Here is a 13,189-nt window from a genome sequence, read left to right on the forward strand (position 1 = left end):
GTGTTACTTTTTGAGTAACGCCTTTTTTTATACCCAGACGCTTCTTATTTTTAGCTCAACACAACAACACGCAAACACAACATTTTATCATGCCAAAGAACAAAGACATCAAGTGCGTTTTAATTATAGGATCTGGACCAATCATTATAGGACAGGCCTGTGAATTCGATTATTCCGGAACCCAGTCGCTAAGATCGCTGAAGGAAGAAGGAATAAAGACTATCCTTATTAATTCTAACCCTGCAACCATCATGACCGACCCTGCAATGGCCGATCATGTGTATTTAAAACCACTAACTACAAAATCTATCGTAGAGATCCTTAAGGAGCATCCAGAGATCGATGCAGTTCTTCCTACCATGGGAGGACAAACTGCACTTAACCTTGCGATCGAAGCAGACGAAAAGGGTATCTGGAATGATTTCAATGTTAAGTTGATCGGGGTAGATATCGATGCCATCAATATTTGCGAAGATAGGGAGCAGTTCAAGCAACTTATGGGTAGAATCGGCATTCCTGTCGCTCCGGCTAAAACAGTGACTTCTTACCTGCAGGGGAAAGAAGTTGCCCAGGAATTTGGATATCCGCTTGTGATCAGGGCTTCTTTCACCCTGGGTGGTGGAGGTGCAGGTTTTGTTCACCGCGCCGAAGATTTTGATGAAATGCTTACCTATGGCCTGGAAACTTCACCTATCCACGAGGTACTTATAGATAAGGCCCTTCTGGGTTGGAAAGAATATGAAGTAGAGCTTCTGCGTGACAAGAATGATAATGTTGTGATCATCTGTACCGTTGAAAATATGGACCCGATGGGGATTCATACCGGGGATTCTATCACGGTTGCTCCGGCAATGACCCTGAGTGATAGCGCTTTCCAGAGAATGAGGGATATGGCCATTAAAATGATGCGCAGTATCGGGGATTTCGCTGGAGGCTGTAACGTTCAGTTCGCGGTAAGCCCAGATGAGAAAGAAGATATTTACGCGATCGAGATCAACCCTCGTGTTTCAAGGTCTTCAGCACTTGCATCTAAAGCGACGGGTTATCCAATTGCAAAAATTGCCACCAAACTGGCTTTGGGTTACCATCTTGACGAATTAGAAAACCAGATTACCAAATCTACTTCAGCTTTATTCGAACCTTCACTGGATTACGTGATCGTAAAGATCCCACGCTGGAACTTCGACAAGTTTGAAGGTGCAGATCGTACTTTGGGTCTTCAGATGAAATCTGTAGGAGAGGTAATGGGAATTGGAAGATCTTTCCAGGAAGCCTTGCATAAAGCTACCCAGTCACTTGAGATCAAACGAAATGGTCTTGGGGCAGATGGTAAAGGATATAAAGATTACGACCAGATCATCGACAAACTTACCAATCCTAGCTGGGACAGGGTTTTCGTGATCTATGACGCTATACAAATGGGTATCCCATTAAGCAGGATACATGAGATCACCAAAATTGATATGTGGTTCCTTAAGCAATACGAAGAACTGCATGCTCTGGAAAAGGAGATCTCCACTTACGATATACATTCGCTACCTAAAGACCTATTACTTGAAGCGAAACAAAAAGGTTTTGCCGACAGGCAGATCGCGCATATGCTGGATTGCTGGGAAAGCGAAGTCTATAAGAAAAGAGAAGAGCTGGGTGTGAACAGGGTTTATAAACTTGTAGATACCTGTGCTGCCGAATTCAAGGCAGAAACACCATATTATTATTCCACTTTCGAAGATGAGATCAGAACCAGTGATGGGGAGATCACTATCGCGAACGAAAGTAAGGTAACAGATAAGAAGAAGATCGTGGTTCTTGGATCTGGCCCGAACAGAATAGGTCAGGGGATCGAATTCGATTATAGTTGTGTACACGGAGTTCTGGCTGCTGCTGAATGTGGTTATGAAACCGTAATGATCAACTGTAACCCGGAAACTGTTTCAACAGATTTCGACACGGCAGACAAGCTTTATTTCGAGCCGGTATTCTGGGAACATATCTACGATATCATCAGGCATGAGAACCCAGAAGGGGTGATCGTTCAGCTTGGAGGGCAAACCGCCTTAAAACTCGCTGAAAAGCTTCATAGGTATGGCATCAAGATCATGGGAACAAGTTTTGAAGCCCTCGATCTTGCTGAAGACCGGGGAAGCTTCTCCAGACTTCTTCAGAACAATGATATTCCTTACCCTGATTTCGGAACGGCTGAAAACGCTGAGGAAGCACTAAAGTTAGCAGATGAGCTCGATTTCCCTATCCTCGTAAGACCTTCTTACGTACTTGGAGGCCAGGGTATGAAGATCGTGATCAATAAAGACGAATTAGAGGAGCATGTAGTAGACCTTCTTAGAAAAATACCTAATAATAAACTTCTTCTGGACCACTACCTTGACGGAGCCATTGAAGCCGAGGCAGATGCCATCTGTGATGGAGAGGATGTTTATATCATCGGAATCATGGAGCATATTGAACCATGCGGTATTCATTCGGGAGACTCGAATGCCTTGCTTCCTCCCTTCAACCTAGGAGACCTGGTAATGCAGCAGATCAAGGATCACACCAGGAAGATCGCTCTTGCCTTGAATACGGTAGGTCTAATCAATATTCAGTTCGCTATCAAGGATGATAAGGTTTATATCATCGAGGCTAACCCAAGAGCATCCAGAACGGTACCATTCATCGCCAAGGCTTACAAGGAGCCGTACGTGAATTATGCTACCAAGGTAATGCTGGGAGAAAAGAAAATAAAGGACTTCAAGTTTAATCCTAAACTGGAAGGTTATGCGATCAAGCAACCGGTGTTCTCTTTCAACAAGTTCCAGAAAGTTAACAAGCAGCTTGGGCCTGAAATGAAGAGTACGGGAGAAAGTATCCTGTTTATAGATAGCCTTAAAGATGATGAGTTCTATGATCTTTACTCAAGAAGAAAAATGTATCTGAGCAAATAGAAATATTAATTAAAATATAAAGTCATCCCGACAGAAAGTGGAAATCTTTAAATTCAAAGAATTCTCTTTTCCATTGGGATGACTTTTTTTATTTGATGATTTTATGAAGGAAACTGTATTGATATTTGGAGGGGTATTTGGAACCCTGGCAGTTATACTGGGAGCTTTTGGTGCGCACGCTTTAAGAAGGTCTTTTAATGATGATCAGCTTAGAAGTTATGAAGTTGGTGTAAGGTACCAGGTGTACCATGCGATAATGCTCATTATTTCCGGGATCGTTTTTCCATTTACCCAAACTGGCCAGGTATTAACTGCCTGGTGTTTTATCCTTGGAACGGTGCTATTTTCTTTTAGTATCTACGGTCTTACCTATAGCGATTCACGGGGGAAGAAATTGAAAGTTCTCGGGCCGGTCACTCCTGTTGGTGGACTGTTCCTTATAATTGGCTGGATATTATTCACTTATAATATTGCTGAAATAGCACTTTACCTGAATCCTTAGGTAATATTTTCTCGGTTCTTATATTTTTCAGCATACCATGCCACTAGGATTAGCTGGGCAGAATGGTACAGCATAATTGGTAATAATAACAGTCCTGAGCTGGCTGAATTTCCAAAAATGACCCTTACCATTACCGATCCATGAACCAGGGATTTCTTGGTCCCGCAAAATTGCGCCGCGATCTTGTCTTCAGTGTTAAACCCGAAGAGATTTGAGAAGAAGGCGAGCCCGAAGAAAACAACAAAAAATAGTACCAGTACGATTCCTGCCATTTTCAGCAGGTCATAGAGTTCAATATTTTCGACAAGGCTGGAGGTGAATGAATTGCTGAAACTGGAGTAGATGATGAGGATAATGGTCGTTTTATCAAAAAGGCTGAGTTGTTTTCCATATTTCCGGGCCGTTTCACCAAAATATCGCTGAAGAAAAAGGCCTATCGCCAGCGGAAAGATGATCTGAAGGCATAATTTCTGTAAAACTACCAGGAAGTCAAAATCGGTCGTTTTTTCCAGGATAAAACCTAGCCATAGCGGGGTGGCCACGATACCAATAAGTCCCGATAAACTAGCGTTGAAAATGGCCGTGGGCAGGTTTCCCTTGGCCAGGGCGACCATTACTACCGAAGATGAAACGGTTGATGGTAATGTACCCAGGAAAAACAAGGCTATCCAGAGTTCAGATTTTAAACCGTTATCAAATAGTGGCAGACAGGCCAAGCAAAGTAAAGGGAAAACTATAAAAGTGGTCACATGAACCATGATATGAACCTTGTAATTAACCAGCCCAGCCTTGAATTCTGCAGGCGAGAGCTTTAACCCGTAAAAGAAGAAAATAAGACCTATTCCAATATCGGTAATGGTCTTTAATGGCAACAGTTCGATCCCTTGCGGAAAGAAATATGCGATTCCTATAGCCAAAAATATGGCTGCTATGAAGCCGGGGAACTTCAAGAATTTCGTTCTATTTTTACCTTATGATCCTCCAGGATGTGCAGATACTGTTCTGATGAAAAGTCGGTTTCATGAAATTCCTGAACCCTTTTTTTCTTCATTTTTTTTCTTTTAATGCTTTTGGCAAACCTCCTTATCTGGTTGTCGGTCTTTAAAATAAGTCCCGGAACCTCTACAGACCTCCCGGTATTATCCTTTGCTACCATGGTGAAATAAGAGGAGTTGCAGTGTTTTATATCACCGGTCTGTATGTTTTCGGCCTCCACGCGAATCCCAATCACCATTGAGCTTCGACCCACATAGTTAACGGAGGCCTTCATAGTTACCAGCTCACCAATTTCAATGGGTTTCAGAAAATCTACCGTATCTACGCTGGCGGTCACACAGTATGCGCCTGAATGCTTGGAAGCGCAGGCAAAGGCGATCTGGTCCAGCAGAGAGAGAATATAGCCTCCATGTATCTTTCCATTAAAATTAGAATGGGAGGGGAGCATCAGCTCTGATATTACTACCTGACTGTCTTTTACGTTCTTAAAGTGTTCCATAACTATTTTCTAAAATGCGGACTTTGGGATTTTTCTACTTCGGTAATAAAATACTTGGTATCACCCCAAAAGAAAAAGGTGGTGTAGCGCTCGATATAAGTGAGTTTCACGTATTCGCCCTCGAATTCCTGGAGATCATTGATCACTTCCTCATTCCTGTCCAGGACCGAAAACTGGAATATCTGGGCTCCACTAATTCCCTGACTTATCTCCCCTTCCCAGGTTTTAGCGACCACTCCTTTTCGGCTGAATTTAATCAGCTCACCGCTCCTGGTCCCTTCGCTATAGGGTACAAAATATACAAAAGCGTAGTAAAGCAGCCAGAGAACAATGATGCCGCCAAGTATGTAGAATAAGGTCTTTTTCATATTTTCTTTGAATTGCGAACTAAGTTAAGAAAGTCTGTCAATTTTGGGCATGCCAAAGAGGCTTAATGTAATTGTGGTTGCTTTTGGTATACCCGCCAGGACAGCTTAATTTTGGGAGCTTTTAAGATCGATATTAGATTCTTCTGTTTCCTCAGTATCTTCGTCTAAAGCCCTGTTCACCAGTTTAGGGTCTATCTGTTTACTGGCCTTGGCTCCAAGTTTTTTTAGTTTTTCAACACGTCTAACCAGGTTTCCTTTTCCGGTAAGCTTTTTCATGGCTCCTTCGTAGGAATTCTGCACTGTTCCTAATTGCCTGCCCACCTTCAGGAGCTCTTCGGTTAGATTGGTGAAAGAATCATACAGGGCCCCGGCCTGGGTTGCGATCTGTATGGCATTCTGCTTTTGTTTTTCGTTCTGCCACATGCTGTCTATGGTCTTAAGTACCGCCAACAAGGTGGTAGGGGTGACGATGATAATATTCTTTTCAAAAGCATCGCTATAAAGGCCCGGGTATTCGTTCGAAGCTATGGCAAAGGCTGCCTCTATTGGGATAAAAAGCAGAACAAAATCTGGGCTTTCCATCTGGTAGAGGGAATGGTAGTTCTTATTACCTAGTTCGGTTACCCGGTTCTTCACTGAAATTAGATGATTCTTAAGATGTGTTTTTTTCTCGTCTTCATCATTTTCATTGATATACCTTTCATAGGCGTTCAAAGAGACCTTCGAATCCACGATCATTTTCTTATCGCCGGGAAGGTGGATGATCACATCGGGCATTACCCTCTTACCATCTTCGGTATGAAAACTTTGCTGGATAAAATATTCGCTGTTCTTTCGTAACCCGCTTCTTTCCAGTACCCTTTCCAGGACCATCTCTCCCCAGTTTCCCTGCATTTTGGTATCACCTTTTAATGCCTTGGTGAGGTTGGTAGCCTCTTCGCTTAATTTGGTGTTCTGTTCATTAAGGAACTTTAATTTTTCCCCTAGCTCTGCATGCCTTTTAATAGATTCTGAATTGTTCTGGCTCACCTTTTCCTCGAAATCTCTGATTTTTTTGTTCAGAGGATCCAGGATGTTTTCAATATTCTGTTTATTAAGGCTGGTGAATTTTTCAGATTTTTGTTCCAGGATCCTGTTGGCTAGGTTTTCGAATTCTTTAGAAAATTTTTCCTGAAGCTTTTCAACTTCGGCCTTATGTTCTTCGTTTCTCTCTTGGAGGTTATTGAATTCGGAAATTTTTCGGGTTAACTGAAGGCTCAAATATTCCTTTTCCTGCCGAATCTCTTCAAGGTCTTTCCTAACCTTTTCAAGCTCTGAATTTGCTTCAGCTTTTAACTGCTGAAAATCAGATTTATAATTATTTAAATTGCTGTTTAAAAGACTCTTAATATCTTCTATCTGAAGTTTTAGTTGATCATTTTTTTCTTCCAGTCTTCCTGATTCAGATTTGTATTTTAATCCTGAAATCAGTTTACCGAGATAGATTCCAAGGCCTAGGGCGATTAAAAAAATTAAGGCAGTGAGGAGGTATTCGTTCATTCAAATGAGGCTTTGTTCAAATATACTTATTTAAGTATTTTATTGAATGCCTTGGCCAGAAAAATGGAATAATGAATTATTTGATCTTGAAGCTGGAAGATTCCTTGTCAAAATGAATAAGGTGGCCCGGGAAAAGATCCTTAAAAGCATCGGTTTCTATAAGCTCGGCAGGTTTTCCAAAAAGAGCTTTCCTGTCTTTGAGGATCAAAAGTTTATCGCAAAGCTGAAGAGCCAGGTTGATCTCATGGGAGGCAAATAAAATTGCCTTTCCGGTTTCTTTGGTTAGTTGCTGGAGTAATTTAAGTACATAGGCCTTGTGGTAAAGGTCGAGGTGGGTGGTCGGTTCATCCAGGATTATTAGCGGGGTGTCCTGTGCGAGTGCTCGCGCGATCAATACCTTTTGGAACTGGCCATCACTTAATTCGTGACATTTTTTATCTCTAATATCTTCAATGTTTACTAGCTGAAGAGCATGCATAATCTTTTTCAGGTCTTTTTTGGTGAGTCTTCCAATCCAGTTTGTGTAAGGTTGGCGCCCCAGGGCTACCAGTTCCATTACGCTCAGGTTTTTGGAAAGCATTTGCTCGGTTAAGACCAGGCTTATGTGTTTTGACAGTTTGTCAGGTTCGGTTTTTGATAATTTATTTCCAGATATAAAAACCTGGCCATCAACACTTTGAATAATTCCACTTAAAGTTTTTAGTAAGGTGGATTTACCGGCGCCGTTCACTCCGATCACCGCAACAAGTTCTCCAGATTTTATATCAATATTCACCCCGGAAGCGAGGATAAGATCACCGCTTTTTTTTCTGTAACCAACTTTCAGGCCTTCAGTTCTAAGGACAATATTTGAGTTTTCCGCTTTCACCTAAAAATTGAATTTTCTTTTTCTTACCAATAGCCAGATCACTACCGGCGCTCCAATAAGTGAAGTTATCGCATTGATGGGTAAACTGAATTCACTTCCCGGTAATTGTGCAATGATATCGCATAAAAGCATTAGAATGGCGCCGCCAAATACTACTGCAGGTACCAGAGTGATATGGTTTGCAGACGGGATGATCTGTCTGATTAAATGAGGAACAGCCAGCCCCACAAAAGCAATGGGTCCTGCAAAGGCAGTTATACTTCCCGCTAGTAAACTGGTGGCGATGATGATGGTGAACCTGTTCTTTTTGATATTCGTACCAAGACTTCGGGCATATTGTTCGCCCAATAAAAGGGAATTAAGGTTTTTAATGCTGCCAATCGTTAGCAAAATTCCAACTATCCAGAACAAGCTGAGGATGAGTACCTCTTCCCAGCTAAGGTCTCCCAAGCTTCCGTAAGACCAGAAAACATATTGCTGTAACTGTGAGGCAGGGCTAAAATAGGCCAGCACGCTCACTATGGCCGCGGTAAGGCTGGCAAACATCAATCCAATTATAAGTATGGCCATGGTGTCCCGCAGGCGGATAGAAGCGAGAATAACCGCGAACAGAACTATCAAACTGCCCAGGCTCGAAGCGATCACGAGGCTCCATTTTGAAAGCAAGATCGCTGCAAAGGAAGCTCCAAAAACCGATGCCCCCATGAAAACCAGGGCAACCCCCAGGCTTGCGCCGCTGCTTAATCCCAGTACATAAGGCCCGGCAAGTGGATTTCTGAACAGCGTTTGCATTAAAAGTCCGCTAACTGCAAGGCCAGAACCGGTGATAATAGCGGTAATGGCTTTTGGGAGTCGATAATTCAGGATGATATACTTCCAGGTGTCTTTTTCAACCTCTAAACCCAGCAGGGAAGAGGTGACTTCTGAAATTGGGATCTGTACCGAACCAAGACTTATATTGAATATTGCGGTAAGAATCACCGCCAGAAAAAGCAATACAATAGAAGCAGTATATTTTCTCTGGTTCAGCATTAATTGAGTGGTTTATAAAATACCAGGTCGTATTCGTCTAACAAGCCAGGATGGAAGATCTTGATAAGATCCTTTAAAATAAGATCTGGCCTCTGTGGACCCAGTTCATAAAAGAGGATGCCACCGGTTTCCCCTCGGGAAAGACTAACGCTGTAAACATTCCTTTCCCGAACGGCTCTGAACCTTCTATAGTGTTCAGACTCGTTGAACAGTTGCTCATAAGATTTGAACTGACCGGAACTCACCCAATACTCTGCGCTTTCAGCTTTTTCGAGTACACTTTCAAATGCCAGGGATAAGCTGCCTTCACCTTCGGAATCTGCATAAAGATAATTTGAATTGGCATCTGCAAGAAACTGTGCTTGCCAGGAATTCCCGTTAGGCATATACCACTGGTCATTATACATTGAACCCGAGATCACCTTTGGGCTCGTCTGAGCTGAAGCTGCCAGTTCTTTTGCTTGCAGGTATTCAGATTTGATCTTTTTGAAAATCCTTTCCGCTTCTTTTTCCTTGGCAAAAAGGGCTCCGAAGAATTTGATCCATTCAGCCTTTCCCAGAGGGGTAAGCTCGGTCCAGTCACCATTATAGATCACCGGGATACCTGTCTTCTGGATGGTTTCAAAACTTTTGTTGGAGGCGTCTATGGCAAAACCTATCACCACATCGGGCGCAAGGTCTATAAGTACTTCTGTATTGATATTCTCGTTCTGGCCTAATTCCGTGATCTGGTCTGAGTCGATCAGTTTCCTGGTTCTTTTGGATGAAATATAATTCAAACCTGGGAAGCCAATAAGCCTTTCTTCCTCGTTTAGAGCCTCCAGGGCAGGAATATGTGTAGTGGAGGTAACCACGATCCTTTTTACAGGGACTTCCACGACCTGGTCGAATTCAAGATCTTCAGGAATATCTGCATCTTTTTCTTTTAGAAGATATATGAAATCCTCCTCGGCATTGGGCCAGGGAGTTTTCACTGTAATCAGGCTGTAAGCTTCAAATTTTGAAATGGAGAACCCACTGGCATTTTCGATCTCTGTTTCATTAGAATCCATATCAATTGCCTGCCGCCCTGTTTTTTCCTTACAGGATATAGAAACCAGAATTAGAAATATGAAAATGATCTGTCTCAAGATGGTCTGTTTGAGCTCAAAAGTAATATTATTTAAATTTTTGAGCCGCTCTACAAACTTAATTGTTTAATTTCGCAGTGAAATTTTGGTTCAACGCCGATTTATTTCTGCGTGGATTAAAAGGGAATCAGGGGAAGTAGGGATCTGAGTTTGAAGAATAAAATTTTCTAAAGCCGATCCCGAAATAAGGTCTCAGATAAAATCGATCTTATATTTTACTTCATAAACCTGAGCTGTTCCCGCAACTGTATGCTTAGTCCCGATAATTATTGGGATGGCTGCAATAATTCTTCAAACCACTGTCAAAAAATTGATGGGAAGGTGAATTGCAGTACGTGAGCCAGGAGACCTGCCTGAATTTCAACTAATATCGAGTGACTTTCGGGATAAAGGTCGGCAGATTATGAACTGGAAACTATACTATTTATTCACCTTAATTGCATGTTGTTGCCTTAGTGCGACGGCTCAAAATGATTCCATAAACTGGCTGGATGAAGTTAGGCTAAGTGATGTTAAGCTTAAGACCAATTCTGAAGGACAGTTTGTAAAAAAACTGGATGATTCCTTAATTCAGCGATCTGAGCCTTTACTGACCTCATTGCTGAAATTCAATTCACCTTTTTATTTCAGGGAGAATGGCTACGGAATGGTTTCCTCGGCTTCAGTAAGAGGAACAGGTGCAGCTCAGACCGCCGTGATCTGGAACGGGATCAATATCAATTCACAATTTACCGGTCAAACAGATTTTAATACCGTTAATACCAGGGTTTTTGATAATATCAGCTTGCGACCTGGTGGAGGAAGCGTTGTTTATGGAAGCGGAGCTATAGCCGGGACCATTCATTTGAATAATGAATTTGAATTCAATGGCGAATCCAACAACCTGGCGGCTATCTCTTACGGAAGTTTTGAAACCATTGAGGGGACATATACCGGAAGCTTCTCCAGTGAGAAGACCAGCGTGAATATAGGCCTGGCTGGTATCAGTTCAGAAAATGATTATCCATATCCGGGCTTTGAAGCGCGCAATGAGAACGGTGATTTCTCTAATATCTCCCTAAATGCTTCCATAGCTCACTGGTTAGGGAAAGCGCACATACTTAAGTTATATTCAAATTATTATAAAGGAGATAGAGGTTTTTCAGGTACCCTTTCCCAGCCCTCCAATAGTAAATATGAAGACAGAAATGCCCGGAATTTACTAGAATGGAAATCATTCTTAGGAAAATTTACAAGCAGCCTGAAGCTTGCATGGCTGGATGAAAATTTTAAATATTATGAGAATAGAGATTCTTATTCCTTCAGCTATGGAAAGGCACAAACCGCCATATTTAAATATGATCTGAAATATGAGCTATCAGACGCTATTGAGGTAGACCTGATCGCTGATTATACAAATATCGATGGGGAAGGAACAGGAATAGCAGATGCACATAGGAAGATTGGAGGGGTAGCGGTGCTGTGGAGTCACGAGCTGCATGAATTCAGTTATGATCTGAGCCTGAGACAGGAATTCTCAGATATTTATGAATCCCCATTATTATTTTCTGCTGGAGCTGGTTACCGGTTTAGCGAAAACTACCTTTTAAGATTCAATACTTCCCGAAATTTCAGGATGCCCACTTTTAATGATCTTTTCTGGAGGGAGGGAGGCAATCAAGACCTTCAGCCTGAAACCTCACTACAGGCGGAAATCGGCAATAACTTTAGTTTTGGCGAATTAGACCTAAATTTAACTGCATATTATATAGATATCAATAACCTGATTAGGTGGGTGCCCGATGAATCGGGAGTGTGGCGACCTTTAAATACAGCAGAAGTCTATAACTATGGTGCTGAAATTTTTTCTAGCTGGAGGATTCAGGTAGGAGGAAATCCTTTAATCCTTAGCGCCAACTATGCCTTTACTAGGTCCATAGATCGTAAGAATGGGAAACAGCTTATTTATACTCCAAAGCATAAGGCAGGTTTTTCCACGGGGTACAGCTTCAATGGTTTTACCCTGCTTTTAGAGTCTCTTTATAACGGAAGCATCTATACATCTTCAGATAATCGCTACGAGCTGAATTCCTATAAATTTGTGAACCTTGGACTAAATTATTCATTTTCGAATACAACTGGGGTTTTAGTAGGATTTCAGATCAACAATATTTTCAATGAAGAATATCAAAGCCTACCTTCCAGGATCATGCCTGGCAGGTCAATTAAATCTACTCTAACAATTAAATTTTAAAGATGAATTTCAAACACTTAGTCTTATTTGCCTGTATCCTGTTTTTCTTCAACTCCTGTGATGATGAAACAGATTGCTGCCCAATGCCAGAGCCTGAAAACGAAGCCGAATTCGAATCAGGGATTTTCGTTTTGAACGAAGGTAATTTTGGTTCGGCCAATGCGAGCGTGAGTTTTATCAATATGAACGAAGGGCAGAATAAGGCCCAGGTTTTCAATAGTATCAACGGATACTCTTTGGGTGATACCGCCCAGAGTATAGAGATGCATGAAAGCATGGCATTGATCGTGGTAAATGTTTCTAACAAGATCGAGGTTGTGAACAGGTATACTTTTCAAAGTCTGGGGTCTATCCAGTCTAATCTCGATAATCCAAGGTTTGCCGAGGTGGTTGGGGAAAGGATCTTCGTGACCAACTGGGGTGATGGTATGGATGCTGAAGATGATTTTGTTTCGGTTTTCAACCTAAGTGATCTTTCATTTATTGATTCTATTCCGGTTAGTGAAGGCCCGGAAAAGATAATTGCCTCAGGAGAAAAACTGTTCGTGGCGCATAAGGGAGGCTTCTCCTTTAATAATATCGTATCTCAGATAAATGCTGAAAGCCTTATCGTCGAGACCGAAATCGAAGTAGGGGATGTACCTGTTTCTATTGTTTTAGATGGAAACGATCTTTGGGTGCTATCTTCTGGAAAACCCTCTTATGCCGATAACGAAACCGCGGGGCAGCTATCGAAAATCGATGTTATAACCAATGAAGTAACCGAATCTTATGAATATCCTCAGTCAGACATGCACCCGGCTAATCTAAAACTGAGCGGAAATAAAGCATATTTTACTATAGATAAAGCGGTTTTTGAACTAACACCTGGCGAGGAACTGCCAGCCACCTCAAAATTTGAGATGGAGGAGGTAGAAGTACTTTACGGTTTTGAGATTTATCAAAACATGATTTATGTTGCCTCTCCTCACCTTGACTTTACCGGTGATGGAAGCTTATACATTTATGATCTTAGTGAGGGTAGATTAATTGAGAAATTTACTACCGGAATTAATCCCAATGGGATATATTTTAATTAGC

Annotated in this window: 11 protein-coding genes and 1 riboswitch; of the genes, 4 read left to right on the forward strand and 7 right to left on the reverse strand. The window is 41.8% G+C overall.

Annotation, left to right across the window (positions count from 1 at the left end):
• The first annotated feature begins 89 nt into the window (after window positions 1-89).
• Entirely contained in the window at window positions 90-2,942 is a 2,853-nt protein-coding gene (gene carB / locus FLP08_RS08470; RefSeq protein WP_156275915.1) for a carbamoyl-phosphate synthase large subunit, read from the forward strand.
• Window positions 2,943-3,045: 103 nt separating this feature from the next.
• A complete protein-coding gene (locus FLP08_RS08475; protein WP_156275917.1) occupies window positions 3,046-3,444 on the forward strand; it encodes a DUF423 domain-containing protein in 399 nt (132 codons plus the stop codon).
• On the opposite strand, the gene FLP08_RS08480 is transcribed toward FLP08_RS08475, so the two are convergent.
• The 7 genes from FLP08_RS08480 to FLP08_RS08510 all read right to left on the reverse strand — a co-directional run bounded on the left by FLP08_RS08480 (window position 3,441) and on the right by FLP08_RS08510 (window position 9,876).
• Window positions 3,441-4,394 (reverse strand): bile acid:sodium symporter, encoded by a 954-nt coding sequence (locus FLP08_RS08480; protein WP_156275919.1) that lies wholly within the window; start codon window positions 4,392-4,394, stop codon window positions 3,441-3,443. The genes FLP08_RS08475 and FLP08_RS08480 overlap by 4 nt on opposite strands.
• Window positions 4,391-4,939 (reverse strand): acyl-CoA thioesterase, encoded by a 549-nt coding sequence (locus FLP08_RS08485; protein WP_156275921.1) that lies wholly within the window; start codon window positions 4,937-4,939, stop codon window positions 4,391-4,393. The genes FLP08_RS08480 and FLP08_RS08485 overlap by 4 nt, the downstream gene beginning before the upstream one ends.
• A 2-nt stretch (window positions 4,940-4,941) precedes the next feature.
• Entirely contained in the window at window positions 4,942-5,307 is a 366-nt protein-coding gene (locus FLP08_RS08490) for a 6-phosphogluconate dehydrogenase (RefSeq protein ID WP_156275923.1), read from the reverse strand.
• A gap of 105 nt (window positions 5,308-5,412) precedes the next feature.
• Window positions 5,413-6,846 (reverse strand): DNA recombination protein RmuC, encoded by a 1,434-nt coding sequence (locus FLP08_RS08495; RefSeq protein WP_156275925.1) that lies wholly within the window; start codon window positions 6,844-6,846, stop codon window positions 5,413-5,415.
• A gap of 76 nt (window positions 6,847-6,922) precedes the next feature.
• Window positions 6,923-7,714: an ATP-binding cassette domain-containing protein gene (locus FLP08_RS08500; RefSeq protein WP_162430999.1), complete on the reverse strand. Its 792-nt coding sequence runs from the start codon at window positions 7,712-7,714 to the stop codon at window positions 6,923-6,925.
• Entirely contained in the window at window positions 7,715-8,746 is a 1,032-nt protein-coding gene (locus FLP08_RS08505; RefSeq protein WP_156275927.1) for an iron chelate uptake ABC transporter family permease subunit, read from the reverse strand.
• The gene (locus FLP08_RS08510; protein WP_156275930.1) at window positions 8,746-9,876 is read right to left on the reverse strand and encodes an ABC transporter substrate-binding protein; all 1,131 of its coding nucleotides are present in this window, start codon (window positions 9,874-9,876) and stop codon (window positions 8,746-8,748) included. Before FLP08_RS08510 ends, FLP08_RS08505 begins: the two co-directional genes overlap by 1 nt.
• Window positions 9,877-9,945: 69 nt before the next feature.
• A riboswitch (cobalamin riboswitch) is annotated at window positions 9,946-10,247 on the forward strand.
• 32 nt (window positions 10,248-10,279) lie between these two features.
• Between FLP08_RS08510 and FLP08_RS08515 the strand changes: the two genes are divergently transcribed.
• A complete protein-coding gene (locus FLP08_RS08515) occupies window positions 10,280-12,109 on the forward strand; it encodes a TonB-dependent receptor (protein ID WP_156275932.1) in 1,830 nt (609 codons plus the stop codon).
• Between the two features lie 2 nt (window positions 12,110-12,111).
• A complete protein-coding gene (locus FLP08_RS08520) occupies window positions 12,112-13,188 on the forward strand; it encodes a YncE family protein (RefSeq protein ID WP_156275935.1) in 1,077 nt (358 codons plus the stop codon).
• Window position 13,189 lies beyond the last annotated feature (1 nt).

It is taken from the genome of Christiangramia aestuarii, assembly GCF_009735585.1.
GTDB lineage: Bacteria > Bacteroidota > Bacteroidia > Flavobacteriales > Flavobacteriaceae > Christiangramia > Christiangramia aestuarii.